Consider the following 25689-nt stretch of genomic DNA (forward strand, 5'->3'; position numbering starts at 1 on the left):
CTAAATGCCGAAAAACTTCCAAATTGCTTAAACATTCACTTTTTCCACCGCCGGATGCAGGCCCAGCAGATTGGCGAAGGCCGGCGCCAGCGCGCCGACCTCGGCCGTCGTATAGCCGCGCAGCGTGGCGGCCGCAGCGCCGCCCAGCGACGTTGGACGCAGCAGGCCGGCGCCCTCCAGCAAACGGCCCAGCTGGCGCGCCACGGCGTCGCCGGTATCGATCAGCACCACGTCCTGCCGTGCGTGCTCGCGCAGCACGCGCTCGATGCCGTTCTGGACGAAGGGGTAATGGGTGCAGCCCAGCACCAGCGTATCGGCGCCCTGGTCCAGCAGCGGCGCGATGTATTGCTCCAGCATGGCGGCGATGGCCGGCGCCTCCAAGTCGCCCAGCTCGATCTGGTCGACCAGGCCGACCGCCGGCTGCAGCAGGAACTCGGCCTTGCTGGCCGCGCTGATCTGCTCGCGCAACTGCAGGAATTTCTCGCCCTTGAGCGTGCGCGCCGTCGCCAGCACGCCGACCTTGCCGTTGCGCGTGGCCGCCGCAGCCGGCTTCAGGCCCGGCTCGACGCCGACCACCGGCAACTCCGGATAGCGCGCCCGCACCGCCTTGATGGCGGCCACGGTGGCGGTATTGCAGGCCACCACCAGCGCCTTGGCGCCGTGGGCCAATAAAAAGTCCGTCACGGCCAGCGCGCGGTCGACGACGAATTGTTCCGTCTTGTCGCCATAGGGCGCATGGCCGGAATCGGCAAAGTACATCAGGTGTTCGTGCGGCAGCTGCGCGCGGATATGGCGCAGCACCGACAGCCCGCCCACACCGGAATCAAAGACGCCGATGGGCGAATCGGGAGAGCGGGCTATTTGCATCAGGCAGTCACGACAGGCACGTTCAGCTGCTCGATGCGGGCCTTCCATTCCGCCGGGCCGGTGTTGTGCACCGAGGTGCCGGCGGCGTCGACCGCCACGGTCACAGGCATGTCGACCACGTCGAACTCATAGATCGCCTCCATGCCCATGTCGGCAAAGCCCAGCACCTTGGCGCCCTTGATGGCCTTCGACACCAGGTAAGCGGAACCGCCGACGGCCATCAGGTAAGCCGACTTGTGCTTCTTGATCGACTCGATCGCCACCGGGCCGCGCTCGGCCTTGCCGATCATCGCGATCAGGCCGGTCTGTTCCAGCATCATGTCGGTGAACTTGTCCATGCGAGTCGCGGTCGTCGGGCCGGCCGGGCCGACCACTTCGTCGCGCACCGGATCGACCGGGCCGACGTAGTAGATCACGCGGTTCTTGAAATCGACCGGCAGCGCTTCGCCCTTGGCCAGCATGTCCTGGATGCGCTTGTGCGCGGCGTCGCGGCCGGTCAGCATCTTGCCGTTCAGCAGCAGGGTCTGGCCCGGCTTCCACGAAGCGACTTCTTCCTTGGTCAGCGTGTTCAGGTCGACGCGCTTGGACTTCTCGGTATCCGGCGCCCAGCTGACATCAGGCCAGGTCGACAGCGGAGGCGGGGTCATGTAGGCAGGGCCCGAACCGTCCAGCACGAAGTGGCCGTGGCGCGTTGCTGCGCAGTTGGGAATCATCGCCACCGGCTTCGAGGCCGCGTGGGTCGGGTGCATCATGATCTTCACGTCCAGCACGGTCGTCAGGCCGCCCAGGCCTTGTGCGCCGATGCCCAGCGAATTGATCTTGTCGCACAGTTCGATCCGCAGCTCTTCCAGCTTGTTCTGCGGGCCGCGCTGCTTCAGCTCGAACATATCGATGTCTTCCATCAGCACTTCCTTCGCCATCAGCATCGCCTTCTCGGCGGTGCCGCCGATGCCGATACCCAGCATGCCCGGCGGGCACCAGCCGGCGCCCATGGTCGGCACGGTCTTCATGACCCAGTCGATCAGCGAATCTGAAGGATTCATCATGATCATCTTCGACTTGTTTTCCGAACCACCACCCTTGGCCGCGACCTTGACGTCGACGGTATTGCCCTCGACCAGTTCCATGTGGACCACGGCCGGCGTATTGTCCTTGGTGTTCTTGCGGTCGAAATGCGGATCGGCCACGATGGACGCGCGCAGCTTGTTGTCGTCGAAGTTATACGCGCGGCGCACACCTTCGTTGACGGCATCGGTCACGGTGCCGGAGAAGCCCTCGAAGCGCACACCCATGCCGATCTTCAGGAAGACGTTGACGATACCGGTATCCTGGCAGATCGGACGCTTGCCTTCCGCGCACATGCGCGAATTGGTCAGGATCTGCGCGATCGCGTCTTTCGCGGCCGGGCTCTGCTCTGCGTCATAGGCGCGCGCCAGATGCTCGATATAGTCGGCAGGATGGTAATAGCTGATGTATTGGAGCGCGGCGGCAACGGATTCGATCAGGTCTTCTTGCTTTATGATGGTCATGATGTTCTCGCGGGGGTTAATGGGATTCGTTGTGGGTCATCGTGGTGATGCGGTCGGTGTAGGAAATCGCCAGGGCCGACAGCAGGAACACCACGTGGATTGCGGTCTGTGCGATCAGCGTTTTCTCGGTATAGACACCGGCGTTGATAAAGGTCTTCAGCAGATGGATGGATGAAATGCCGATGATCGCCATCGCCAGCTTGGTCTTCAGCACGGAAGCGTTCACGTGCGACAGCCACTCCGGCTGGTCCGGGTGGGTATCGAGGTTCATGCGGGAGATAAAGGTCTCGTAGCCGCCGATGATCACCATCACCAGCAGGTTGGAGATCATCACCACGTCGATCAGGCCCAGCACCACCAGCATGATGGTGGTTTCATTGAGCTTGTCCGGCAGCGGCGTGCCGGGCACGGCCACGGCCTGGAAGATGTGTTGCAGCGCGGCCTCGTTGCCGAGGGCGGCGCCGATCAAGTCTTTCAGCTCGACCCAGAAATGGAACACATAGACGCACTGCGCCAGGATCAAGCCCAGGTAGAGCGGCAACTGCAGCCAGCGCGTCATGAAGATAAAAGCGGGAAGGGGGCGCAGTTTGGCTTTTGGCTCGGTCATTACGGCAGGACTCCTTTAGTGAGGCGGGTATTATTGAGACTGCCGACATTTTACACGTGCTGCCCAGCAATCGCATGACCGTGTGGTTACCGCATACACGTGATGAAATATTGGTAAAATTGTATAGAGCACCATCCTCCGCCGGGGACTGGCTGTCTGTAAGGGCTCAGTAAGCGACAAAGTTTATGTTAGTGGCAAACGATTACAACATTGGAGACACGTATGAGCAGCACGACAACGCAACAAGGTCCATCGGAATCCCGCATCTTCACGCCCCCGGCCGAATTCACCGCGCAGGCCAACGTGGCCGGCATGGACGCCTACAACGCGCTGTGCGCCGAAGCGGCGGCCGACTATGAAGGCTTCTGGGCGCGCCTGGCGAAAGAAAACCTGGTCTGGCAAAAACCGTTCACGCGCACGCTGAACGAAGACAACGCACCGTTCTACAAATGGTTTGAAGACGGCCACCTGAACGTCTCGTACAACTGCCTGGACCGCAATCTGCAGAACGGCAACGCCGACAAGACCGCCATCATCTTCGAAGCGGACGACGGCAAGTCGGTCAACGTCAGCTACAAGGAATTGCACGAAAAAGTCTGCAAATTCGCCAACGGTTTGAAATCGCGCGGCGTCAAGAAAGGCGACCGCGTCATCATCTACATGTCGATGTCGGTTGAAGGCGTCGCCGCGATGCAAGCCTGCGCGCGCATCGGCGCCACGCACTCGGTGGTGTTTGGCGGCTTCTCCGCCAAATCGCTGCAGGAGCGCATCATCGACGCCGGCGCGGTCGCCGTCATCACCGCCGACGAGCAACTGCGCGGCGGCAAGCACCTGCCATTGAAAGCCATCGTCGACGAAGCGCTGGCGCTTGGCGGCTGCGACACCATCAAGGACGTCATCGTCTACCAACGCACCGGCGGCAACATCGCCTTCAAGGAAGGCCGCGACATCTGGCTGCACGAGCTGGTCGCGAACCAATCGGCCGAATGCGAGCCTGAATGGGTCGACGCCGAGCATCCGCTGTTCATTCTCTACACGTCCGGCTCGACCGGCACACCGAAGGGTGTGCAGCACTCGAGCGGCGGCTACCTGCTGTGGGCCGCGCTGACGATGAAATGGTCGTTCGACATCAAGCCGTCCGACGTCTACTGGTGCACGGCCGACATCGGCTGGGTGACGGGCCACAGCTACATCGCCTACGGCCCGACGGCGGTGGGCGCGACGCAAGTGGTATTCGAAGGCGTGCCGACGTTCCCGAACGCCGGCCGCTTCTGGGACACCATCGCCAAGCACAAGGTCAGCATCTTCTACACCGCGCCGACGGCGATCCGTTCGCTGATCAAGGCATCGGATGTGGATCCGAAAGTGCATCCAAAGAATTACGACCTGTCGTCCTTGCGCCTGTTGGGCACGGTGGGCGAACCGATCAATCCAGAAGCGTGGATGTGGTACTACACGCAGGTCGGCGGCGAAAAATGCCCGATCGTCGACACCTTCTGGCAGACCGAAACCGGTGGCCACATGATCACCCCGCTGCCGGGCGCGACGCCGATGGTGCCGGGTTCGTGCACCCTGCCGCTGCCGGGCATCATGACCGCGATTGTCGATGAGGCCGGTGTCGATGTACCGAACGGGCAGGGCGGGATACTGGTGGTCAAGCGTCCTTGGCCATCGATGATCCGCACCATCTGGAACAATCCGGAGCGCTTCAAGACCAGCTACTTCCCGGAAGAGTTGGGCGGGAAGATGTATCTGGCCGGCGATGGCGCGATCCGCAACAAGGACACGGGCTACTTCACGATCACGGGGCGTATCGATGACGTGCTGAACGTATCGGGTCACCGCATGGGCACGATGGAGATCGAATCGGCGCTGGTCGCCAATCCGCTGGTGGCCGAGGCTGCAGTGGTCGGCAAGCCGGACGATACGACGGGTGAATCGATCTGCGCGTTTGTCGTGCTGAAGCAGGCGCGGCCGACGGGCGAGGATGCCAAGAAGATTGCGCTGGAGTTGCGTAACTGGGTGGCCAAGGAGATTGGTCCGATCGCCAAGCCGAAAGAGATCCGGTTTGGCGACAATCTGCCGAAGACGCGTTCGGGCAAGATCATGCGGCGCTTGCTGCGCGTATTGGCCAAGGGCGAGACGATTACCCAGGATGTCTCCACGCTGGAAAATCCAGCGATCCTGGAGCAGTTGAAGGAAGCGTCCTGATCCACGAAGACGCGTGATAGGTTCATAGCCTATCGCGGGATTCGAAGGCATCGCCTCTACCGGGGCGAGCCTTCGAATCGTTCAACTTCTACATTGAGTAAAATGGGCGCACTTCCACCGGCGCCCGGCAGGCGATGACGGCCTTGCGGCCCCATTCCAGAGCCTCCTCCAGGTCAGCCGCTTCCAGTACCCAGAAGCCGCCCACGAGTTCCTTGGTCTCCAGGTACGGGCCGTCGGTGATCAGCACCTTGCCATTGGGCTGAGCCCGCAGCGACTTCGCGCTGCTTGGCGGGCGCAGGCCGCCAACGAAAATCCTGACGCCAGCGGCCACCATCTCTTCGTTCAGCACGTCGATATCGTGGTGCATCGCCTCGTCCTCGGTGGAAGGGTCGTAGTTGTTGGGGTGGTGAATAGCAACCAAATATTGGGTCATGATTTCTCCTTTCTCGGCTAAGGGGTTTTGGTGGGCCGGTTGTGCGGCCTTCAATACTATGACGAACGGCGAGGGTGGGATTCGACAAGTTGGGTGGGGAATTTTGCGTCTGGGTGGTAAATGGGGTTGTGGTTGGGTTGCTGGTAAATAAACTTGGTACTCCCCAGAATCTTTGCTATAATTCGCGCCTTCTCCGAGAGGGGAAGAATGCAGGAGAGGTGGATGAGTGGTTGAAGTCGCACGCCTGGAAAGCGTGTATAGGTTCATAGCCTATCGGGGGTTCGAATCCCCCTCTCTCCGCCAAGGACACAAAAGCAAAACGCCACCTTCGGGTGGCGTTTTTGTTTTTGTGTCCTTGGCGGAGAGAAGCAGGGCCCCTGCGGGCCCTGCGCGGGGGATTCGAAGGCATCGCCCCTACTGGGGCGAGCCTCTCCGAATCGCCCATCTGCCACCGCTTCGCGGTGGCGCGCCGGAGGCGCCGCGCGCAGCGCACAATTCATCCAAGCAATATTTCATCCATCCATACACTCATCCCTCGCCTTGTCCCCAAGCAAAGTCGCCACCGCCTATGATCGCGCGCAGCTTCTTGCCGAGCGCCGCAGGATGATGCAGGACTGGGCCGATTACATCCAAGGACCCGACCCGATAAATCAGGACCGCTTCAACTGGCCGATAACGCTCGCCACCTTGGTGGTAATCATATCGACTGCCGGGCCATTAGCGCCATGCGGAATAATGACATCGGCGTAGCGCTTGGTTGGCTCGATGAATTGCTTATGCATCGGGCGCACGGTTTCCAGATACTGGCCGACGACGCTTTCCACCGAACGGCCACGTTCGGTAATATCTCTCTGCATGCGGCGGATGAAGCGAATGTCGGAGGCGGTGTCGACAAAGATCTTCAGCGACATCATGTCGCGCAAGTCGGCGTCATACAAGGCAAACAGGCCTTCGATCACGATGACCGGGGCTGGCTTAACGGGAATGGTCCTGTTGGAGCGGTTGTCGGCCGTGAAGTCGTACTCCGGCATCTCGATCGCCTCGCCGTTGCGCAATGCCTGGACGTGCTGTACCAGCAATGGCCAGTCGAAAGCCTGCGGATGGTCGTAATTCTGCTGGCGGCGGACTTCAGGGGTGAGGTGGGTTTGGTCGCAGTAGTAATCGTCCTGCATCACCACCGAGACCATATCAGCGCCAAACGAAGCCAGCACTTGCTGGGACACCGTTGACTTGCCACTGCCACTACCGCCTGCGACACCAATGATAAAAGGTTGGAAAGAAATCTTGTTCATGCCGAATGATACCGGAAGCGTGATCGAACCGACAGGGGACCGACTGGTTGAGGTGTTGCGCGACCCGACTATGGAGGCCGCGCGGAAGCCTTCATTGCAGATACGACAATTTCGCTCTATCATCACCAGCACCACTCGCACACAGGAGCTATGTAGATGACCACGTTGCAAAATCGATCATTACCTGAGGAGATAAAGGCCGCTCTCGACGAATGGGACCGTATGGCAGCGAGACTCATGCGGCTGTATGCAATGCTGGGAGCGTTAAGTGTTGTTTGCTCCCTTTTTGTTGCGACCTTTACGGGGTCAGAAGCGGTTCCGGCGGGATCTATTAGAGTCGTTGCATTTATCGGAACCGCCTCGTTAGCCTGGATTGGCATCTTTAACATGGGAGCAAAAGCAAATGCGGCGCGCGGTGCTTGGCGCCTATTGAATGCCGCTTGCATTCGCTATAAATACGAAGAGTCCTATACGTTCGAAGAACTTCGCGCGCAATATGTCGCTGGTGAGTCACTACTGGGTGCAGTCACAATCTCTGAGCCTTCCCCTAAGCACTAAGGCAGCCCTCACGCCGGAGGCGGTGCAGGCCGGCCGCAACAAGCAGCCGGCCAAGCCTTAATTTTTCGGACGACCTTGCGCAGGCGACAGACGGAACTTGGCACGGCGATCCCCCATCATTCCCTGCAAGTCGCTGACGCTCAGCGTGGTGACGTCATGCATGCGAATGAGAAGCGCGGCACTGATGGGCAAGCGGTGGTGGCGGATTTTACTGATAACTGGTGGGGCGACTTCCAGTGTTCGCGACAATGCGGCATCGTTCTTCGAGCCTAGGAAATCTTTCAATAAATCAAGAAGCTTGTTCGGCTCGTAGATCGATTCAGAGGGTAGTCGAGCATTCATTATCAGTCCTTTCATTTGTGAGAAGAATTGATTCTGAGTGTACATATTTTCAAGTCGGAAAATTGTTGAGAACGAACAAGCTTGATGTGGCTCAAATCAGAGGAGTACCGCCGCGCCGGCGCGCGACGAACCCCAACATGCACAGGCCGGCGAGCAGCATGGCATAGGTTTCTGGCTCAGGCACGATTTGGGTATAAGTGACCGAAACGGATGGCGCGAACCAAGCGCCACCGGTACTCTGAGTCGTATACAGGAACCCATAGGAGCCGGTGCTCGGGGAATAGAGGGAAAAGTCGTTCGTGTTGCTATAAAGGACATCTGGGTCGGTACCGGCACCGATGGAGAACCAGCTGCCGTAATTGGAGAACTTGATATCAGATAGTGCATAGCTATAGCCGCCAATTGTCAGCTCGACGTCGCTGATTGACTTGGGCGCCAAGCCCGGCCCATCGGCTCGGATTATGAAAGATCCGCTTATCGAACTCTCGGGCGACGTCTGATTAAAGCCCGAAGCCAGAAAGTTGAATTTGTAGATCAGCGCGTTTGCGGATGTCGAGCAAAAAAGCAGCGTCGCGGTGGCTAGCGCTGTTAGGTATTTGTGCACAATATTACCTTTAGTAGTGGTGTGGAAACTAATGTTGATCTTACCACTACTATTGCTAATATTTTATTATATTTTTGGATGTTGCTTTTGGAGGCCATCCTTTGCCCTATTCAGGCCGACGATGCCGGGCAGCAGTCATCCGATACGCAGCAGTCCCATGGCTTACGCCTGTACAGCGGCGGCAGGGCGCACGCGGAAGCTTACGCCGAAGCGGTTGAAGGCGTTCATCAAGCCGATGGCGTAGGTGAGGTCGGACAGTTCGGTATCGTTGAATTCGGCCGCAGCGGCTTCATAGTCGGCATCAGGCACACCGGTTTCCGATACGCGCGTGACCGTTTCCGCCCAAGCCAGCGCGACGCGTTCGCGTTGCGTGAAGACGTTGCCGGCGTCGTGCCAGACCGGTACCAGCACCAGCTTGTCCACCGTCAGGCCGGACTTGATCAAGTCGCGCGAATGCATGTCGATGCAATATGCGCAGCCGTTGATTTGCGATACCCGCAGGTACACCAGGTCGATCAGTGCCTTCGGCAGGCTGCCTTTCAGCAGCGTGCCATACACGTTGCCGAAAGCCTTGTAGCCGTCTGGAGATGCCTTGGTGTAGTCGATACGATTGGTCATGATGAAAGTCCTTAAGCAGTTGTTCGAGGACTCTATCCTCGCGCATCTTGGCCTATTGGAGAAGGGCCATGAGTTGACTCCCGAACTGGACCATGTTTGCCGTTGAAGCAGTTTCAAGATGCGTCTGCCGGGAACGGTACTGAAGATCAAGTTCTCAGATGGCTCGCAATTCCAGTCTTTTGCCAAGCGCCGCCATTGCCTCGGCCACGGTATCTATCTTGGTGTTGTGGTGAAGATCGATAAGTCGATTGACGTACTGCGGTCGCGAATCCATGCGGCGGGCTAACTCTGATGGCCCCACCTTCTGAATGAGCATTTCATTTAAGAGCAGGACCTTGGAGGCCACGCTCAGCGGGAGGGTGATATAGCGTTCGCCTGGCAGGGCCACAGATGGCGGCGGTACGCGACGACCGTCTTCGAAGTAAAAGTCCATAGAGGAAAGAAGAACATCTTCTGCCATTTCGAATGCATCCTTCTCGTCGTCGCCTTGAGTGATTGCCTCGGGGATATCTCGGAATCGGACGACGATTTTTCCTTCTTCTGCCGTAAATGAAGCTGGATATCGCATGATGCATTTCCTTATCGCGTAAAAGTGCGACGCACTATTTTAGTTTGAGCTGTCTTTTTACATCTTCGACCAATCCTGTTGTCAGCTCTTTTGACGGATGTCTTGGAAGATGACTTCTTTCCCCTTTGTAGTAGAGCTTTAAGTGTCTGCTCCCTTGCTTGAACTCCACCCCCTGTTCCTTTAGCCATTTCACAAACTCGCTTTGTTTTATGGCAGCTCCAACGAGGATAGTTTAATCAAAAAAGATTAGTCCGCAAGGCTATGAAGCGAATTCTCTCGTTGTACACTCGGTTCAGACGCGCTGTTTGATCAGGCGCATTCAATTGAGGCAATATGCCCGTCGTGCGGAATTTTTAATAACTGTCTGACATTCCGCTGGATTTTCTATTTGACAACAAGTACATTAAAGCGAGGTACGAGGCGGCGGCATAGCTGACTGGGGATAGCGATGTACGAGGGATTGGGCGACACAGCAGTCAATCGGATCACGGCCATCGGCGCCATCGTGGCGTTTGCTTGCGGCTGCATATTGCTGGTGGCGCGGATCTACCCGGTCTCGATGTATGCCGACCTTGGCGCGGCCTTCCTGCTGGCGGGCGTATATCTGCTGCGCAAAAAATTCCCGGCCCGCGTGCGGCTGGCGTTTATCGTGATGGTCGGCCTGGTGGTCGGCGTGACCGCCACCGTCCAAAGCCCGGTCGCGGCCGATGGGCTGATGGTGCTGGCGGCTGTCATGACGGTATCCTTCACCAACTGGTCCGGCATACGGTCGCTGATTTTTCCGGCGCTGTGCCTGCTGTCGCTGTTCGCCATCGCCGCCACGGTCAGCCTCGAGATCCTGACGTTCGGCAAGGAGGAACTGGTCAACCTCAACAGCGGCGAGTTGTGGGTGATCTCCGCGATGACGCTGGCGCTGCTCGGCACCACCTTGGGCGGCTCGATCCATGACTTGAAATCCAAGCTGTTCAAAAAACTCAACGAGCTGGAAGTGGTCAACGCCAAGCTGTTCAACGTGGCCTACACCGATGGCGTGACCGGCCTGGCCAACCGTCAAAGCCTGGCCTTGAAGATCGACGAGCATCTGGCCGCCGGCGGGCAGGGCGTGCTGCTGGTGATCGACGTGACCAAGTTCCGCTTGTTCAATGCGCTGAACGGCAACATCGCCGGCGATAAACTGCTGTGCGACCTGAGCGCCGTGCTGAAGCGCCTGTGCGACGGTTGCTTCATCGCGCGCCTGCCCGGCGCGCAATTCGCCGCCTGGATGCCGGATGCATCGGACGAGCGCGTGCAGCATTTCTTCGCCAGGCTGCAAACCGAGGCGCACGACCAGCCCAACAGCGAGGTGCGCAGCGTGCGTTTTGCCGGTGCCTTTGCGCGCGCGCCGCTCAACGGCAACGACTGCCATGAGCTGGTCAAGAATGTCGATGTCGCGCTGACCATTGCCCGCAAGGGGCCGCCTGGTCCGGCGCTGGCCTTTACGCCGGACATGGCCAACCAGATCCGCAGCTACAACCTGCTCAAGCAGAAGGTGCATCAGGCGATGGAGGGCGATGGCTTTTATCCGGTCTACCAGACCAAGGTGAATCCGCATGACGGCCGCATCCATGGTGCCGAAGGCCTGGCGCGCATGAAGAGCCAGGATGGCGGGATGCCGCCGCCGGGCCCGGCCGAGTTCATCCCCATCGTGCACGAGGAAGGCTGGATGATGAGCTTTGGCGCCATGATGCTGCGTGCCATCATCCAGGATATTCCCCAGCTGATCGAGATCCTCGGGCCGGACACCAAGATCTCCGCCAACGTCTCGCCGCCGCTGTTCCTGGCGCCGCATTTCCTGGACGTGGTGCAGGCCTCGCTGGCCGAGACCGGCGTCCATCCGCGCCATCTGGTGATCGAGATTACCGAGGAAGTGTTTGCCGCCGACCTGGCGCAGATCGTCGCCGTCACCGGCGAGTTGCGCAACCTGGGCGTCGGCATCTCGCTGGATGATTTCGGCTCCGGCTTCTCGTCGCTGAGCTATCTGCGGCTGGTCACCTTCGACGAGATCAAGATCGACCGCTCCTTCATCAAGGATATCGCCACCGATGAAACCAGCCTGTTGCTGTTCCGTTCGATGTGTCAGCTGGGGCGCGACCTGGGCAGCGTGGTGGTGGCTGAAGGTGTGGAAGATGAAGCCCAGCTGGACAAGGTGCGCGACAATGGCTGCGATCAGGTGCAGGGTTTCTTCTATTCCCGGCCCATACCCCTGATGTCTTTGAAAAAGGGCGCAGGATCTCTCCACGCAAACACAAAGTAGCGTGTGCCCGGCCGGATGAAGTCGATCAGGTATCCCATCAAGGTCGGCAGGCGCTTGAACCGGATGCTCTTGTCGGCGATCCGCTGTGGCTGGAACAATACCCGCAGCAGGCGCTTGGTCTCCGGCGCCATGAAGCGGCAGCGTATGCCGGCACGATAGGGCGGCGGCTGCAAGGCCTTGCCCATGCCGAACAACTGATAAGTCAGCCACGGAAAGGGCGCGCCGGCGTGCCAGGCCAGCGGCAGGCTGCCCCAGAAGCGGCCGTTGATTTCCATGAGCGCGGATTCGCCGGTCGCCGGATCGTGGCGATATTCGACCATGGCGATGCCCTCCCAGTCCAGTTCCTGCAGCAGGGCGATCGATTGCTGCATCAGCTTGTGGTGCTGGTCCAGCCCCACCGATACGCACAGGCTGGAGAACCCGCCCTCCGGCGGCCATTCGTGGACGCGCTGGTGCTGGAACAGGTAGTGGGCCTGGCGGTCTTTCATCAGGACGAACTGTCCTAGCCCGTAGCCGGCGCAGTATTCCTGCACCATCGGGTAGACGCCGACCGCTTCATAGGGCCGCAGATAGTTGAGCAGTTCCTCGCGCGTGTAGCAATAGTGGGCTTTTTCCAGCGGCAGGCCGGCAGCGGACAGGCTCCGCGTCACGTCGTATGGATTGGCCCATTTCAGCACCACCGGGAAGCGCAGTTCACGGCTTGCCGCCTCGGCTTGCACCATCGAGGCGATCTGCCTGGTTTGCGGGACCCGCAGGCCGGCCTTGGACGCCGCCGCATACGTTTGCTCCTTGTTGATCACCCGGTTCATCCGCGCTTCATCGGCAAACATCATCCGGTAGCCTGCCAGGCGATCGCGATGGCGGTTCAGCAGGGTGATATCGTTTTCGGCGATCGCGAACAGGCAGGCGTCGCCCAGTTCATTGGCACTCAACTCGATCAGTTGCTGGATCAGCGCCTCTTCCCCTTTGGCACGGATCAAGCCGCGGTGCAGGTAGCGCGAGGCGAGGCCGAGCGCGCCCGCCGACCATGCGATGCCGTGGACGGCGACGCCTCTCGTGCCCAGCTCGCGCACGATCGCCAGGCCTATCGGTGTCTCGATGCCGAGCACTACCACCGGCAGCAGACGCTGGTCCATGTCAACCTCCCGTGGCGGACGCGCTTTGCCGCCGCCATCTTGTTTCCATGACCGCGACGAGCATGCGGCGTATCAGCCTGCGCAGATGGTGCCGTTTGTGCTCGGTGAAATGCCCGATGACGACGATGCTCAGCAAGGTGGCGAGCATGACTTCCGAATAGAACAGCGAGGTGTGCGGATCGCCGTCGAACACGGCGGCGTAGAACTGCAGCAGCGGCTGGTGCAGGATGTACAGCGAGAACGTGTAGCCCGACAGCCAGCGTACGATTTTTTCGCACGGCAGCAACAGCGCCTTGAACTTGTCGGCAACCGTGCGGAAGCCGACGAAGTTGGCGGCGATGATGAGGGCGAGCAGGTAGTCGGTGATGAAGAACTTGGAGAACGCCATCTGGTGGTGCCATTTTTCCCCGATCAAATTCAGCAGCAGCTGACTGCCGTATTCCGTCATCCCGCAGTAGTAGAACAGGCCGTACATGGGCCATGACGCCAGGAACAGCGTCCATCCCAGCCATTGCGGGATCCGCGCCAGTGCCGGATGCCGGTGCAGCGCGACACCGAGCAGCCAGATCGGCGCCAGCAGCAGTATCTTGGGACCGAGCATCGCCGCCACGGTACCGCCCAGCCACAGACGGGCCTTGCCGCGCATGAAGACCGCAATGGCGAACAGGACGTAGTACCACATCTCGTAGCACAGCGACCAGTACGGCACGTTGGAGAAGGACATGATGGACACCGTCCATATCTCGTTCAGGTAGGTCAGGCTGGTGAGGATGCGCAGCCAGGCCAGGTCGTGCGTGGTCTTTTCGACGTAGAACTGCGGCGCGAGCGCTTCGCCCCATGTATCCAGCAGCGGGCAGAGCAGGACAGCGGGAATGGTCAGCGAGTAGAAGCGCGACAAACGGCTGGCCCAGTAATCGACCGGCGCGGCTTCGCGCGTGGCGGTCATGTAGGAAATCACGTAGCCGGACAAGACGAAAAAGACGATCACTGCCGCGTGCCCGTGGCTGCTGAAGGGCAGTTTTTCAGTGATGATCAGCCGGACATTCGAGTGATAGACGACGACCAGCAGCGCCGCCACGAACCGCCACAGGTCGAGATAGATGGAGAACTCTTTTTTCATGCGGCATTCCGCAGCGTCTGGTTCAAACCGCCGACCGCCTGGCGCACCCGCCGGAAGCAGGTATCGAAGTAGTCGGCGCTGAGCGTGAACGGATCGTGCAGGTGCGGCATCGGCGGCGAGCACCACGAACCCAGCAGCACGATCTGCACGTCCTTGCGGGCCGGCAGTCGCCGGCGCAGCGCGCGTGCATGGCGCACCTCCATCGCCAGCAACAGATCGCCGGGCAGGATTTCAAAATCGCGCAGGTCCGTGGCGCGGTGGCCATGTATGGCGACGCCCAGGCGTTGTGCGGCTTCGACCGCCTCCGCCGGCGACGCCGCGCCGGTGGTGGTCGACAAACCGAGCGACGCTGTCGGCAGGCCGTAGCCGATGGCGATCTGCTGGGCGAATGCGCTGCGGCAGATATTGCCGAGGCAGACGAACACGACCCGCCGCACATCCTGCGGGCGCCGCAGCCGAAAGGGGGTCAGCCTGCCTGTGGCCAGTTCGAGCAGCGCAAGCGCCAGCCGCACCAGGCCGCGCGCGCTGCCGAAGCGGCGCTGGACAAAGGTGATCATCGCGGCGTCCTGCGCGTTGCGGCCAGCGCGGCCTGCCCGTACCATTGATAGGAAACCTGCACCGCCAGGCGGGCCAGGCTTTCCAAACGCCGCCCCTCAAGCAGCGGATTGTGCGGCTCGCCCGGACGGGATGCCTCGCTGGCGGCCGCCGCCATGCCGCTCGGGATGAAGCGGTCGCGGTTCTGGTTGAGGTATTGGCACAAGGTGTTCAGGCGTCCCTGGGCGATGCCATGGCGGCGTGCATGCCGGAGATTCTCATCGCGGCTTTGGATGTACTCGAAGGGATGGCTCAGGATGACGACCAGGGAAATGCCGGCGCGGTTGGCCTGGTCCAGCATGTTTTTTGTCTCGGCAAAACTTGTGCCGGCAATGCTGAGGGTTTTCAAGTGCGGACGGTTGCCGATGCGCCAATCGCTATAGCTCAGCACCGGACATTCCACCACGCCGTGCCGCTCATGCCGTCCGGCATACAGGGCATAACGTGGATCGCCGCTGTCGAACACCGCGAGGCCGATATTGGAGCTATACGGAATATCGCACTGCGCCAGTGCCTTGTAGAGTGTATCGTCGTGCTGCAGATTGCCGGCGCGGAAGACCTGCGGTTGCGGCAGGCCCCAATCGCTGAACGCAGCCATGCCCTGGCGTATCAGGTTCACCGAATTGGCTTCATCCCGTCCGAAGAAATCGTCCTGCCGGGGAACCGCCCGCACGCGGTCGCGCCAGTCCTGGTGCTGGAAGACCGACCAGCACGGATGCACATGTAACTGGACCTCATGGCCGTCGTCGTGGATGCGCCTGGCGATGGGAGCCATCGGGTCATGCCTGAAATAGTGCCGGTTCAGCGCTTCGACAAAGAAGGTGGCGGGGATGTCGTGGCGCTTGAGGGTCGAGAGCAGGAATCCCAGGCCTTCCGAACGGCCGGCCACATCGCAGGCCACCATCGGTTCGGCCACCGGGAACAGGGTTGGACGGGCAAACGCACCGGCGATGCTGAACTCGGTATCGATCGTGATGCATACGCGGGTACGCATGGCGGCAGGTCGCTTTCAGGGTGAGTCATCAGCGGATAATGTATTACTATTTTCGTGCGCTGGAGATGGACATCGGCAAACGTTGACGAGGATCACAGACTATCGTGCTCGGACGGCTTCGCTCTTGACAGCACGGCGGTCGGCGAAATCGTTCGCCGGGTTGGTGAATTTCGTAATTGCGGCGCGACGGGCTAGGCAGCAGAATGTGTTTATAACAAAATACGTGAGACATTCCCTATGAAAATGACAAGCTGGCGCCTCGCGGCGTCCCTGGCCGTTGTTTCGTCCTCCGCCTTCGCGGCGGCGCCGCAGGACCTGAACGTCTATGCCGGCCATGCGCTGGATTCCTGGCACGTCACCGTGGCCGATTTCGAGACCAGCAAGACGCTGGACGGCGATTCGGTCACGATCGACCGCCAGCCGAAGGTGCCGGCCAGCGTGGTCGGCGCCAGCAAGACCAGCAAATCCAAAAAGAACGATGCGCTGACCTTGCGCTTCAAGGATGCCTGGTACTCCAGCCTGCGCCTCGACGGCGGCAAGCCGGTCGATCTGCGGCCGTATGCCGCCAAGGGCGTGCTGGCGCTGGATGTCAACGTCAAGGATCTGTCCAACGGCGGCATTACCTTCAAGCTGGGTTGCGGCGACAAGTGCGAGCGCTCGATTCCCTACCTGGTGCCGGCGCGCGCGATCGCGGGCAAGGGCTGGCAGCACCTGGTGTTCTCGATGAGCTGCTTCGTGCGCGAAGGCGACGACTTCAGCGCCGTCACCCTGCCGTTCGCGCTGGACGGCAGCGGCAGCGGCGAGGTGTCGATCGCCAACGTCAAGTATCAGATGACCGGCAAGCCGAACGCCAGCTGCCCGGACTACAAGACCGTCTCGGTCACACCGGACAAGCTCAACGAATCCTGGTCGATCAACTGGTGGACCCCGCGCCACGAGAAGAAACTGGAAGAGGCCAAGGCGCTGGGCAAGACCAGTCAGGTGGTGTTCATCGGCGATTCGATCACCGAGGGCTGGGAAAAGAGCGGCGCGCCGGTCTGGGAGCGCAACTACAAGCCTTTGAACGGCCTGGCGCTGGGCTTCGGCGGCGACCGCACCGAGAACGTCTTGTGGCGCTTGCTGCACGGCGAAGTGGACGGCATCGCGCCCAAGGTCGCGGTGCTGATGTTCGGCACCAACAACACCGGTCACCGCCAGGAAGATCCGAAGACCACGGCCATCGGCATCAAGCGCAATATCGACGAGTTGCAGAAGCGCCTGCCGGATACCAAGATCCTGCTGCTGGCGATCTTCCCGCGCGGCGAGAAGCCGGACGACCAGCTGCGCCAGATTAACGAGAAGGTCAACGGCATCATCTCCGGCTACGCCGACAACAAGAAGATCTTCTTCCTGAATATCAACCAGTCCTTCCTGGACCCGGACGGCACGCTGTCCAAGGACATCATGCCGGACCTGCTGCACCCGAACGAGAAGGGCTACGAGATCTGGGCCAAGGCGATGGCGCCTGCGCTGCAAAAGCTGCTGGCCGGCGAGTCCCTGGCCTATGCCTGGGACAACGTGGCGATCGGCGGCAGCGGCTTCGTCTCGGGCATCATCACCAGCAAGACCGAGAAAGACCTGATCTACGCGCGCACCGATGTCGGCGGCGCGTATCGCTGGGATGCAAAAAAAAAAGCTGGATCCCCCTGATGGACTGGGTCTCCGATAAGGAGACCGGCATCCTGGGCGTGGAATCGATCGCCATCGATCCGAAAGCGCCCAACAAGGTGTATATGTCCACCGGCATCGCCTACATGAACGGCGGCGCCAGCACCATCCTCAAGTCCAGCGACTACGGCAAGACCTTCACCAGGATCGACGTCACCGGCCAGTTTAAGGTGCACGGCAACGGCATGGGGCGCGGCACCGGCGAGAAGCTGCAGGTCGATCCGGCCGATGGCAAGGTCCTTTACGTCGGCACGCGCGCCAACGGCATCTTCAAGAGCGTGGACGAAGGCCTGACCTGGCGCCACCTCGACGGCCTGGACGTGACCGCCACGCCCAACAAGAACGGCATCAGCTTCCTGGTGCTGGACGGCGGCAAGATGTTTGTCGGCGTGTCGCGCTACGGCGCGGTCGGTCCCAATATGTATATGTCGGCCGACGGCGGCAAGAGCTTCACCGCGCTGGCCGGCGGCCCGGCCAAGCTGATGCCGAACCGCGCCGTCATCGCCGACGGCAAGCTGGTGGTGGCGTTTGCGCAAGGCGCGGGCCCGCATGCCGTCAAGGGGGAGATGATGGAGGAGGGCGGCATCTGGCAATACGACATCGCCGCCGGCAAGTGGAGCGATGTCTCCCCGCCGTTGAACCGCGCCTACGCCGGCATCACCGTCGATCCGCGCAACGGCAAGCGCATGATCGTCTCCACCATCGACTACTACTCCAATCCGGGCGGCGCCATCGGCGACAAGTTCTTCGAGACGCTGGATGGCGGCAAGAGCTGGAAGAGCATCGTCGACCAGGGCGTGAAGATCGATGCCAACGGCGTCAGCTGGATCGCGGGCAGCTTCATCCACTGGACCGCCAGTATCGAGTTCGATCCCTTCGATACCGATACGGTGATGGTCGTCTCCGGCAACGGCATCTTCAAGTCGAGCGACATCCACGCCACTCCGGCGATCTGGAAGTTCGAGGACAGGGGCCTGGAGGAATCGGTGCCGCTGAACCTGGTCAGCATTCCCGGCGGCCCGGTGATCTCGGCCATCGGCGACTATGACGGCTTCCGCCATACCGATGTGACGCAATACGCGCCGATCCACAAGCCGACCATGGGCACGACCTGGGGCCTGGACTTTGCCGCGCAAAACCCGCAGGTGTTGGCGCGTGCCGGCACCGCCATGTATGTGTCGCGCGATATGGGCCTCAGCTGGCGCAAGGCCGGCAGCATCAAAGGCGTCAAGGGCCAGCTGGCGCTCAGCGCCGACGGCAAGGTCCTGGTGCACAGCCCCGAGAAATCGATCGACAGCTACTACAGCCTCGACGACGGCGACAGCTGGACCACGGTCTTGGGCCTGAACGGCGCACGCCCGGTGGCGGACCCGGTCAATCCGCGCAAGTTCTACGCGCTGCGCGGCAGCGGCCTGCTGCGCAGCACCGACGGCGGCGCCAGCTTCGCGCCGACCACCGCCGTGCTGGCCTCGACCAAGGGTTCGCGCGTGGTACGCGCGGCGCCGGGCCGGGAAGGGGATGTCTGGGTGGCGCTGTACGACGGCGGCCTGGCCCGATCCACCAATTCCGGCAACAGCTTCGTCAACCTGAAAAACGTCAGCTACGCGGGGGCGGTCGGATTCGGCAAGGCCGCACCGGGCGCCGATTACCCGGCGGTCTATATCTGGGGCCAGGTGGGCGGCGTGCGTGGCGTGTTCCGTTCGACCGATACCGGCGCCAGCTGGGTGCGCATCAATGATGATAATCACCAATATGGCGGTCCCGGCGATGCTCAATTCGTGGTCGGCGACATGAATACCTTCGGCGTGGTCTACATGAGTACGGCTGGCCGGGGCATCGTTTATGGCAAGCCAGTTGCTAATTGAATACTGATTTGGCTGTAAAAAACGTAATTTCTTTAAAGAATTTAGTCAAATTCGTTATGGATGAAGTGAAATTTTTCATATCTGTACGATCTGTAAACCGTGTAACAATCTTACATGGGCGACTTTATGCCTGTTAAGACAAGCTTGTTTCGGATCGGGGTAGTCGAAATGCAGATGAAGTCACACCGGATTGCGCTGCTGTTTAATGCAAACAAGATCTTTGACCGCGAAGTCATCGCCGGCATCGCCGCGTACCTGAGCAGCACCCGCGCCTCCTGGGACCTGTTCCTGGAAGAAGACTTCCGCTTGCGCCTGCCCGGCATCGAGCACTGGCAAGGCGACGGCATCATCGCCGACTTCGACGATCCGGCGGTGGCCGCCGCCTTGACGCGCAGCCGCGTGCCGGTGGTGGCGGTGGGCGGCTCGTACGAGAACCAGGCCGCCTATCCCGACCACGTGCCCTACGTGGCGACCGACAATTTCAAACTGATCAAGATGGCCCACGATCACTTGATCGAGGCCGGCCTGCGCCACTTCGCGATGTTCAGCCTGCCGGAGGCGCAGGAAAACCGTTGGGCGCAGGAGCGCGAGCAAGCCTTCCGCACGCTGCTAAGCCAGGACAAGATGGAGCCGCATATCTACCGCGGCCTGGGCACCAGCGCGGCGTCGTGGGACGAGGCGGTCGGGCAGCAGATCAAGTGGCTGGAGAGCTTGCCCAAGCCGGTCGGCATCATCGCCGTGACCGACGCCCGCGCGCGCCAGCTGATGCAGGCCTGCATCATGGCCGGCATCGCCGTGCCGGAGCAGGTCGCATTGATCGGCATCGACAACGATCCGCTGGCGCGCATGCTGACCCGCATTCCTCTGAGCTCCGTGATCCAGGGCGCGCAGCAGATGGGCCGCACGGCCGCCCACCTGCTGGACCAGATGATGCATGGCGTGCGCATGAGCGGCACGCGCGTGCTGGTGCCGCCGGTCGGCATCAACGTGCTGGCGTCCACGCGGCACGAAGCGCCCAAGCATCCGCACGTGATGCGCGCGCGCCACTTCATCCGCCAGTACGCCTGCCAGGGCATCAAGACGCACCAGGTGGCGGAGTATGTCGGCATCTCGCGCTCGTCGCTGGAATCGTATTTCAGGCAGGAGCTCAATTGCAGCGTGCATGACGTGATCCTGCGCTTCAAGCTCGACGCCGCGACGTCGCTGCTGGCGCGGGGCGACCGCAGCATCGCCGACGTCGCACTGAGCTGCGGCTTCACGTCGGTGCAATACATGCACGCGGTGTTCAAGCGCGAGCTGGGTTGCACCCCGCGCGCCTACCAGGACCGGGCGATGCAAGGCTGCGTCGACGACGGTTCGGCCGTGCCGGCGCCGGAACTGGGCGACCTGCGCAACGTCGCGTAAAGGCACTGACACCCTCTTAAATCATGACCGCGATTGGTGAGTTTCATAATTGCGGCTGCTTCTGAATAAGGTGAAAATCTTCCACGCTATTCGCATGATGCCTGGAGAGAGAAACCTTGAAAACTAATATCAATTCGCTGCTGCCCGCTGATGTGGCAAGCGCTGTGCTGATTGGGCGCGTTTGGCGCCACGGCGACATCAACGGACCTTGCGTGGTGGCGGTACGCGCCGGCGAAGTGGTCGATATCTCGGCTCATGCACCGACGATGTCCGATCTACTGGAACGCAGCGACGCGCTGGACGTGGCGCGCAGCGCTCCGGGCGTTTCGCTGGGAACGGTGCAGGATCTGCTGGCCGCCGCGCTGCGCAATGACGACAGCGGCGCCGCCCCGCGCCTGCTGGCGCCTTGCGACCTGCAGGCGATCAAGGCTTGCGGCGTGACCTTCGCCGTCAGCCTGCTGGAACGCGTGATCGAAGAACAGGCGGGCGGAGACGCCAGCCGCGCCGATGAACTGCGCGCGGCGCTGCTGAAGGATATCGGCGCCGACCTGTCATCCATCAAGCCCGGTTCTCCCGAGGCGGAACAGCTCAAGCAGCAGTTCATCGCGCGCGGAGCCTGGTCGCAGTATATGGAAGTGGGCATCGGCCCCTACGCCGAAGTGTTCTCCAAGTCGCAGCCGATGTCGGCGGTCGGCATGGGCGCCGATGTCGGCCTGCACCCGGAGTCGAAATGGAACAACCCGGAGCCGGAGATCGTCCTGGCCGTCAACAGCAAGGCTCATGTCCTGGGCGCGACGCTGGGCAACGACGTCAACCTGCGCGACATCGAGGGCCGCAGCGCGCTCCTGCTGGGCAAGGCCAAGGACAATAACGGTTCGTGCGCCATAGGCCCGTTCATCCGCTTGTTCGACGAACACTTCACCATCGATACCATCCGCAACGCGGAGCTGAGCATGCTGATCGAAGGCGCGGACGACGACTTCCGCCTGGATGGCGTCAGCCGCATGCGCGAGATCAGCCGCGATCCGCTGGACCTGGTGGCCCAAACCTGCGGCCCGCATCACCAATACCCGGACGGCTTCATGCTCTTCCTCGGTACCATGTTCTCGCCGATCAAAGACCGCGATGCGCCGGGCGCAGGCTTTACCCATCACCTGGGCGATCGCGTGACGATTTCCACGCCGTCGCTGGGCGCGCTGGTCAACCATGTACAGCGCAGCGATGAGATCACGCCGTGGACCTTCGGCGTGCGCGCGCTGCTGGAACGCGCACGCAAGGGCGCCACCACTGTCAGCGCTGCTAGCGCCAAGGCCAAGGCGGCCACCAAGCCTGAGCAGGCGATCTATCCCAGCCTGGCCGGCAAGCGCGTGGTGGTTACCGGCGGCGGTAGCGGTATCGGCGGCGGCATGGTGGAAGCCTTTGCCCGCCAGGGCGCGCTGGTGACCTTCCTCGATATCGCGGAAAAAGAATCGCGCGAGCTGCAAGCGGCGCTGTCGACGTTGCCAACGCCGCCGGTGTTCGTGCCTTGCGACCTGACCAACCTGGAGGCGGTGGCCGCGGTGTTCGCCGCCATCGGCCCGGTCGATGTGCTGGTCAATAACGCCGCCAATGACGACCGCCACTCGCTGGCCGACGTCACACCGGCATACTGGGACCAGCGCATGGCGGTCAACCTGCGCCACCAATACTTCTGCGCGCAGGCCGTGGCGCCTGGCATGCAGCAAGCGGGCGGCGGTGTGATCCTGAACTTCGGTTCGATTTCCTGGCACCTGGCGCTGCCGGACCTGACGCTGTACATGACGGCCAAAGCCGCCATCGAAGGCATGACGCGCGGCCTGGCGCGCGATCTGGGCCGCGACAATATCCGCGTCAACTGCATCATCCCTGGCGGCGTGCGCACGCCACGCCAGGAGGCGCTGTGGCATACGCCGGAAGAGGAAGCGCGCATCCTGGCCGGCCAATGCCTGCCGCAGCGCGTGCAGATCGACGACGTGGCGGCGCTGGCGCTGTTCCTGGCGTCCGATAGCGCGGCGCGCTGCTCCGGCCGCGAATACTTTGTCGACGCAGGCTGGTACGGCGCATGACCACTACCCGCCGCTACCGCTCGCAGGACTGGTTCGATAATCCGGACCATATCGACATGACGGCGCTCTACCTGGAGCGCTTCATGAACTACGGGATCACGCCGGAAGAGCTGCGCTCCGGCCGTCCCATCATCGGTATCGCGCAATCAGGCAGCGACATCAGTCCGTGCAACCGGATCCACCTGGAGCTGGCCAAGCGCGTGCGCGACGGCATCCGCGACGCCGGCGGCATCGCGATGGAATTCCCGCTGCATCCCATCTTTGAAAACTGCCGCCGCCCGACCGCCGCCATCGACCGAAACCTGGCGTATATGGGTCTGGTCGAGATCCTGCACGGCTATCCGATCGACGCCGTGGTGCTGACCACCGGCTGCGACAAGACCACGCCGGCGCAGATCATGGCGGCATCGACGGTCGACATTCCCGCCATCGTGCTGTCCGGTGGACCGATGCTGGACGGCTGGTTCGAGGGCGAGCTGGCCGGTTCCGGCGCGGCGATCTGGAAGGGCCGCCGCCAGCTGGCCGCCGGCCAGATCGACAACGACAAGTTCCTGCAGATCGCCGCCGCCTCGGCGCCTTCGGCGGGGCACTGCAACACCATGGGCACGGCGTCGACCATGAACGCGCTGGCCGAAGCGCTGGGCATGTCGCTGACCGGCTGTTCGGCGATCCCCGCGCCGTATCGCGAGCGCGGCCAGATGGCCTATGAAACCGGCCGCCGCATCGTCGAGATGGCGCGGCTGGACATCAAGCCTTCCTCGATCCTGAACCGCGACGCTTTCCTGGATGCGATCGTGGTCAACGCCGCCATCGGCGGTTCGACCAACGCGCAGCCGCACATCATGGCGATGGCGCGCCACGCAGGCGTCGAGCTGAAGTCCAGCGACTGGATGGAACACGGTCACAAGGTGCCGTTGCTGCTGAACATGCAGCCGGCCGGAAAATTCCTCGGCGAGCGTTTTCACCGCGCCGGCGGCGTGCCGGCCATCATGTGGGAGCTGGAGCAGCAGGGCATGCTGCGCTCGGACCGGGCCACCGTCACCGGCCGCAGCATGCGCGACAACCTCGTCGACCGCGAGACCAGCGACCGTGAAGTGATCTTCCCGTTCGCCGCGCCGCTGAAAAAAGACGCCGGCTTCTTCGTCCTGAAGGGCAACCTGTTCGACTTCGCCATCATGAAGACCAGTGTGATTTCGGACGCCTTCCGCGCGCGCTACCTGAGTACGCCGGGCAGCGAGAATATCTTCGAGTCGCGCGCCATCGTGTTCGACGGCTCCGGCGATTACCACGCTCGCATCAACGATCCGTCGCTGAACATCGACGAGGACTGCATGCTGGTGATACGCGGCGCCGGCCCGGTGGGCTGGCCCGGTTCGGCGGAAGTGGTCAACATGCAGCCGCCCGATGCGCTGGTCAGGCGCGGCATCAACGCGTTGCCGACCTTGGGCGACGGCCGCCAGTCCGGTACCTCGGACAGCCCGTCGATCCTGAACGCCTCGCCGGAGAGTGCGGTCGGCGGCGGCCTGGCGTGGCTGCGCACCGGCGACCGCATTCGCGTCGATTTGAACGCGGGTCAATGCGATGTGCAGGTCGATCCTGCAGAGTGGGAAGCCCGCAAGAAAGACGGCATTCCGCCAGTGCCGGCAAGCCAAACGCCGTGGCAGGAGATCTATCGCAGCACGGTTGGTCAAATGGAAACGGGCGCTTGCATGGAACTGGCTGTACCATATCGGGGAGTGGCGGATAATCCAGCGCGCCATAATCACTAGTTGGGCATAGAACTCGGCATGTATTCGGCATAAACACAGGAGACGGAAAGAATGAAGAAATTATTAAGTGCGGCGGCCATCGCCGTCATGTTCGCGTGCGCCGGCGGCAACGCCATGGCCGATGCGAAGAACCCGAAAATCGGCTTTTCCATCGACGACCTGCGCCTGGAGCGCTGGGTACGCGACCGCGACTACTTCGTCGCGGCGGCGGAGCAGCAGGGCGCCAAGGTCTACGTGCAGTCGGCCGACGCCAGCGAGCAGCGCCAGATCGCCCAGATCGAGAACCTGATCTCGCGCGGCGTGGACGTGCTGGTCATCGTTCCGTACAACGCGACGGTGCTGACCAATGCGGTGCGCGAGGCGAAGAAGGCGAAGATCAAAGTCGTTTCCTACGACCGCCTGATCCTTAACGCCGATATCGACGCCTATATCTCCTTCGACAACAACATGGTCGGCCAGCTGCAGGCGCAGGGCGTGCTGGCGGTGAAGCCGAAGGGTAATTTCTACCTGCTGGGCGGCGCGCCGACCGACAGCAACGCCAAGATGCTGCGCGACGGCCAACTGAAGGTGCTGCAGCCGCTGATCGACAAGGGGGACATCAAGGTGGTCGGCAAGCAGTGGGTCAAGGACTGGAGCCCGTCCGAGGCCATGTCCATCGTCGAGAATGCGCTGACGGCCAACGGTAACAAGATCGATGCCGTGGTCGCGTCGAACGATGCCACCGCAGGCGGTGCGATCCAGGCGCTGGCTTCGCAAAAGCTGGACGGCAAAGTGGCCGTGTCGGGGCAGGATTCCGATCTGGCTGCCGTCAAGCGCGTGATCGGCGGCACGCAGACGCTGACCGTCTACAAGCCGCTCAAGCTGATCGCTTCAGAAGCGGCCAAGCTGTCGATCCAGCTGGTGCGCAACGAGAAGCCGGCCTTCAACGCCAAGTACAACAACGGCTTCAAGGAAGTCGATGCGATGTTCCTGAAGCCGATTCCGCTGACCAAGGCGAATATCGACATCGTGGTCACTGACGGCTTCTATACAAAAGCCCAGCTCGCGGGCAAGTAAGTCCTCCCACGGGGCCCGCACGCGGCCCCGTTTTCTCC

General features: G+C 61.6%; 22 protein-coding genes, 1 tRNA gene and 2 pseudogenes. 11 read left to right on the top strand and 14 right to left on the bottom strand.

Going from position 1 to position 25689, the window contains the following annotated elements; translation table 11 throughout:
- Nucleotides 1–27: 27 nt before the first annotated feature.
- Genes murI through ACEN9F_RS25635 form a run of 3 tightly spaced genes read right to left on the bottom strand, consistent with a single transcriptional unit; the run spans nucleotide 28 to nucleotide 3003 of the window.
- Nucleotides 28–867 carry a glutamate racemase gene (gene murI, locus ACEN9F_RS25625; RefSeq protein ID WP_413424618.1) on the bottom strand — a complete coding sequence of 280 codons (840 nt, stop codon included), beginning with the start codon at nucleotides 865–867 and terminating at the stop codon, nucleotides 28–30.
- Nucleotides 867–2396 (bottom strand): fumarate hydratase, encoded by a 1530-nt coding sequence (locus ACEN9F_RS25630; protein ID WP_413424620.1) that lies wholly within the window; start codon nucleotides 2394–2396, stop codon nucleotides 867–869. The genes murI and ACEN9F_RS25630 overlap by 1 nt, the downstream gene beginning before the upstream one ends.
- Nucleotides 2397–2412: 16 nt before the next feature.
- Complete coding sequence (locus tag ACEN9F_RS25635; RefSeq protein WP_413424622.1) at nucleotides 2413–3003, bottom strand: TIGR00645 family protein; 591 nt, start codon at nucleotides 3001–3003, stop codon at nucleotides 2413–2415.
- A 222-nt stretch (nucleotides 3004–3225) separates the two neighbouring features.
- Here ACEN9F_RS25635 and acs point away from each other — a divergent pair, with 222 nt between their 5' ends.
- Nucleotides 3226–5214 (top strand): acetate--CoA ligase, encoded by a 1989-nt coding sequence (acs, locus tag ACEN9F_RS25640; RefSeq protein WP_413424624.1) that lies wholly within the window; start codon nucleotides 3226–3228, stop codon nucleotides 5212–5214.
- An 88-nt stretch (nucleotides 5215–5302) separates the two neighbouring features.
- Here the strand turns inward: acs and ACEN9F_RS25645 are convergent, their stop codons facing one another.
- Entirely contained in the window at nucleotides 5303–5647 is a 345-nt protein-coding gene (locus tag ACEN9F_RS25645; RefSeq protein WP_413424626.1) for a YciI family protein, read from the bottom strand.
- A gap of 212 nt (nucleotides 5648–5859) precedes the next feature.
- Between ACEN9F_RS25645 and ACEN9F_RS25650 the strand changes: the two genes are divergently transcribed.
- A tRNA-Ser gene (locus tag ACEN9F_RS25650) sits at nucleotides 5860–5950 on the top strand.
- A gap of 347 nt (nucleotides 5951–6297) precedes the next feature.
- Here ACEN9F_RS25650 and udk read toward each other — a convergent pair.
- Complete coding sequence (udk, locus tag ACEN9F_RS25655) at nucleotides 6298–6939, bottom strand: uridine kinase (protein ID WP_413424628.1); 642 nt, start codon at nucleotides 6937–6939, stop codon at nucleotides 6298–6300.
- A gap of 156 nt (nucleotides 6940–7095) precedes the next feature.
- Here udk and ACEN9F_RS25660 point away from each other — a divergent pair, with 156 nt between their 5' ends.
- Nucleotides 7096–7497: a hypothetical protein gene (locus ACEN9F_RS25660; protein ID WP_413424630.1), complete on the top strand. Its 402-nt coding sequence runs from the start codon at nucleotides 7096–7098 to the stop codon at nucleotides 7495–7497.
- A gap of 57 nt (nucleotides 7498–7554) precedes the next feature.
- Here ACEN9F_RS25660 and ACEN9F_RS25665 read toward each other — a convergent pair whose 3' ends face one another.
- The 5 genes from ACEN9F_RS25665 to ACEN9F_RS25685 form a co-directional block, all read right to left on the bottom strand.
- Nucleotides 7555–7839, bottom strand: coding sequence for a hypothetical protein (locus ACEN9F_RS25665; protein WP_413424632.1), 285 nt, complete (start codon nucleotides 7837–7839; stop codon nucleotides 7555–7557).
- Between the two features lie 91 nt (nucleotides 7840–7930).
- Nucleotides 7931–8443: a PEP-CTERM sorting domain-containing protein gene (locus tag ACEN9F_RS25670; RefSeq protein WP_413424634.1), complete on the bottom strand. Its 513-nt coding sequence runs from the start codon at nucleotides 8441–8443 to the stop codon at nucleotides 7931–7933.
- A 162-nt stretch (nucleotides 8444–8605) separates the two neighbouring features.
- Nucleotides 8606–9061 carry a carboxymuconolactone decarboxylase family protein gene (locus ACEN9F_RS25675; RefSeq protein WP_413424636.1) on the bottom strand — a complete coding sequence of 152 codons (456 nt, stop codon included), beginning with the start codon at nucleotides 9059–9061 and terminating at the stop codon, nucleotides 8606–8608.
- 154 nt (nucleotides 9062–9215) lie between these two features.
- Nucleotides 9216–9632, bottom strand: coding sequence for a type II toxin-antitoxin system HicB family antitoxin (locus ACEN9F_RS25680; RefSeq protein ID WP_413427178.1), 417 nt, complete (start codon nucleotides 9630–9632; stop codon nucleotides 9216–9218).
- Between the two features lie 31 nt (nucleotides 9633–9663).
- On the bottom strand, nucleotides 9664–9822 hold the full coding sequence (locus ACEN9F_RS25685) for an mRNA interferase (protein ID WP_413424638.1): 159 nt from the start codon (nucleotides 9820–9822) through the stop codon (nucleotides 9664–9666).
- A 255-nt stretch (nucleotides 9823–10077) separates the two neighbouring features.
- On the opposite strand from ACEN9F_RS25685, the gene ACEN9F_RS25690 reads away from it, so the two are divergent.
- Nucleotides 10078–11922 (top strand): putative bifunctional diguanylate cyclase/phosphodiesterase, encoded by a 1845-nt coding sequence (locus ACEN9F_RS25690; RefSeq protein ID WP_413424640.1) that lies wholly within the window; start codon nucleotides 10078–10080, stop codon nucleotides 11920–11922.
- On the opposite strand, the gene ACEN9F_RS25695 is transcribed toward ACEN9F_RS25690, so the two are convergent.
- From ACEN9F_RS25695 to ACEN9F_RS25710, 4 genes are read right to left on the bottom strand one after another with little or no spacing between them, the layout of a single operon-like run.
- Nucleotides 11853–13058 carry a hypothetical protein gene (locus ACEN9F_RS25695; protein ID WP_413424642.1) on the bottom strand — a complete coding sequence of 402 codons (1206 nt, stop codon included), beginning with the start codon at nucleotides 13056–13058 and terminating at the stop codon, nucleotides 11853–11855. The genes ACEN9F_RS25690 and ACEN9F_RS25695 overlap by 70 nt on opposite strands.
- A gap of 1 nt (nucleotide 13059) precedes the next feature.
- Nucleotides 13060–14178 carry an acyltransferase family protein gene (locus ACEN9F_RS25700; RefSeq protein WP_413424644.1) on the bottom strand — a complete coding sequence of 373 codons (1119 nt, stop codon included), beginning with the start codon at nucleotides 14176–14178 and terminating at the stop codon, nucleotides 13060–13062.
- On the bottom strand, nucleotides 14175–14735 hold the full coding sequence (locus tag ACEN9F_RS25705) for a hypothetical protein (protein WP_413424646.1): 561 nt from the start codon (nucleotides 14733–14735) through the stop codon (nucleotides 14175–14177). Before ACEN9F_RS25705 ends, ACEN9F_RS25700 begins: the two co-directional genes overlap by 4 nt.
- Nucleotides 14732–15766, bottom strand: a complete 1035-nt coding sequence (locus tag ACEN9F_RS25710; protein WP_413424648.1) for a polysaccharide deacetylase family protein — start codon at nucleotides 15764–15766, stop codon at nucleotides 14732–14734. The genes ACEN9F_RS25705 and ACEN9F_RS25710 overlap by 4 nt, the downstream gene beginning before the upstream one ends.
- 237 nt (nucleotides 15767–16003) lie before the next feature.
- Between ACEN9F_RS25710 and ACEN9F_RS25715 the strand changes: the two genes are divergently transcribed.
- The 7 genes and pseudogenes from ACEN9F_RS25715 to xylF all read left to right on the top strand — a co-directional run bounded on the left by ACEN9F_RS25715 (nucleotide 16004) and on the right by xylF (nucleotide 25651).
- Nucleotides 16004–17455, top strand: a complete 1452-nt coding sequence (locus tag ACEN9F_RS25715) for a GDSL-type esterase/lipase family protein (protein WP_413424650.1) — start codon at nucleotides 16004–16006, stop codon at nucleotides 17453–17455.
- The gene (locus ACEN9F_RS25720) at nucleotides 17455–19338 is read left to right on the top strand and encodes an exo-alpha-sialidase (RefSeq protein ID WP_413424652.1); all 1884 of its coding nucleotides are present in this window, start codon (nucleotides 17455–17457) and stop codon (nucleotides 19336–19338) included. The genes ACEN9F_RS25715 and ACEN9F_RS25720 overlap by 1 nt, the downstream gene beginning before the upstream one ends.
- Before the next feature lie 174 nt (nucleotides 19339–19512).
- Nucleotides 19513–20742, top strand: a complete 1230-nt coding sequence (locus tag ACEN9F_RS25725) for a XylR family transcriptional regulator (RefSeq protein ID WP_413427180.1) — start codon at nucleotides 19513–19515, stop codon at nucleotides 20740–20742.
- Between the two features lie 101 nt (nucleotides 20743–20843).
- A pseudogene (locus ACEN9F_RS25730) lies at nucleotides 20844–22007 on the top strand (fumarylacetoacetate hydrolase family protein); the annotation flags it as partial.
- A 108-nt stretch (nucleotides 22008–22115) separates the two neighbouring features.
- A pseudogene (locus ACEN9F_RS25735) lies at nucleotides 22116–22826 on the top strand (SDR family NAD(P)-dependent oxidoreductase); the annotation flags it as partial.
- Nucleotides 22823–24595, top strand: a complete 1773-nt coding sequence (locus ACEN9F_RS25740; RefSeq protein WP_413424653.1) for an IlvD/Edd family dehydratase — start codon at nucleotides 22823–22825, stop codon at nucleotides 24593–24595. The pseudogene ACEN9F_RS25735 and the gene ACEN9F_RS25740, both read left to right, overlap by 4 nt.
- Before the next feature lie 51 nt (nucleotides 24596–24646).
- Entirely contained in the window at nucleotides 24647–25651 is a 1005-nt protein-coding gene (xylF, locus tag ACEN9F_RS25745; protein ID WP_413424655.1) for a D-xylose ABC transporter substrate-binding protein, read from the top strand.
- Nucleotides 25652–25689: the final 38 nt, after the last annotated feature.

Source organism: Duganella sp. CT11-25, from assembly GCF_047302815.1.
Lineage (GTDB): Bacteria > Pseudomonadota > Gammaproteobacteria > Burkholderiales > Burkholderiaceae_D > Rugamonas.

What these genes read in the sequence shown, in the direction of transcription:
- ACEN9F_RS25695 (WP_413424642.1), bottom strand. Translation starts at nt 13,058, where the DNA reads ATGGACCAGCGTCTGCTGCCGGTGGTAGTGCTCGGCATCGAGACACCG.
- murI (WP_413424618.1), bottom strand. Translation starts at nt 867, where the DNA reads ATGCAAATAGCCCGCTCTCCCGATTCGCCCATCGGCGTCTTTGATTCC.
- ACEN9F_RS25725 (WP_413427180.1), top strand. Translation starts at nt 19,513, where the DNA reads ATGAAGTCACACCGGATTGCGCTGCTGTTTAATGCAAACAAGATCTTT.
- xylF (WP_413424655.1), top strand. Translation starts at nt 24,647, where the DNA reads ATGAAGAAATTATTAAGTGCGGCGGCCATCGCCGTCATGTTCGCGTGC.
- ACEN9F_RS25710 (WP_413424648.1), bottom strand. Translation starts at nt 15,766, where the DNA reads ATGCGTACCCGCGTATGCATCACGATCGATACCGAGTTCAGCATCGCC.
- ACEN9F_RS25690 (WP_413424640.1), top strand. Translation starts at nt 10,078, where the DNA reads ATGTACGAGGGATTGGGCGACACAGCAGTCAATCGGATCACGGCCATC.
- ACEN9F_RS25740 (WP_413424653.1), top strand. Translation starts at nt 22,823, where the DNA reads ATGACCACTACCCGCCGCTACCGCTCGCAGGACTGGTTCGATAATCCG.
- ACEN9F_RS25720 (WP_413424652.1), top strand. Translation starts at nt 17,455, where the DNA reads ATGGACTGGGTCTCCGATAAGGAGACCGGCATCCTGGGCGTGGAATCG.
- udk (WP_413424628.1), bottom strand. Translation starts at nt 6,939, where the DNA reads ATGAACAAGATTTCTTTCCAACCTTTTATCATTGGTGTCGCAGGCGGT.
- ACEN9F_RS25705 (WP_413424646.1), bottom strand. Translation starts at nt 14,735, where the DNA reads ATGATCACCTTTGTCCAGCGCCGCTTCGGCAGCGCGCGCGGCCTGGTG.
- ACEN9F_RS25660 (WP_413424630.1), top strand. Translation starts at nt 7,096, where the DNA reads ATGACCACGTTGCAAAATCGATCATTACCTGAGGAGATAAAGGCCGCT.
- ACEN9F_RS25665 (WP_413424632.1), bottom strand. Translation starts at nt 7,839, where the DNA reads ATGAATGCTCGACTACCCTCTGAATCGATCTACGAGCCGAACAAGCTT.
- ACEN9F_RS25630 (WP_413424620.1), bottom strand. Translation starts at nt 2,396, where the DNA reads ATGACCATCATAAAGCAAGAAGACCTGATCGAATCCGTTGCCGCCGCG.
- ACEN9F_RS25645 (WP_413424626.1), bottom strand. Translation starts at nt 5,647, where the DNA reads ATGACCCAATATTTGGTTGCTATTCACCACCCCAACAACTACGACCCT.
- ACEN9F_RS25675 (WP_413424636.1), bottom strand. Translation starts at nt 9,061, where the DNA reads ATGACCAATCGTATCGACTACACCAAGGCATCTCCAGACGGCTACAAG.
- ACEN9F_RS25700 (WP_413424644.1), bottom strand. Translation starts at nt 14,178, where the DNA reads ATGAAAAAAGAGTTCTCCATCTATCTCGACCTGTGGCGGTTCGTGGCG.
- ACEN9F_RS25635 (WP_413424622.1), bottom strand. Translation starts at nt 3,003, where the DNA reads ATGACCGAGCCAAAAGCCAAACTGCGCCCCCTTCCCGCTTTTATCTTC.
- acs (WP_413424624.1), top strand. Translation starts at nt 3,226, where the DNA reads ATGAGCAGCACGACAACGCAACAAGGTCCATCGGAATCCCGCATCTTC.
- ACEN9F_RS25715 (WP_413424650.1), top strand. Translation starts at nt 16,004, where the DNA reads ATGAAAATGACAAGCTGGCGCCTCGCGGCGTCCCTGGCCGTTGTTTCG.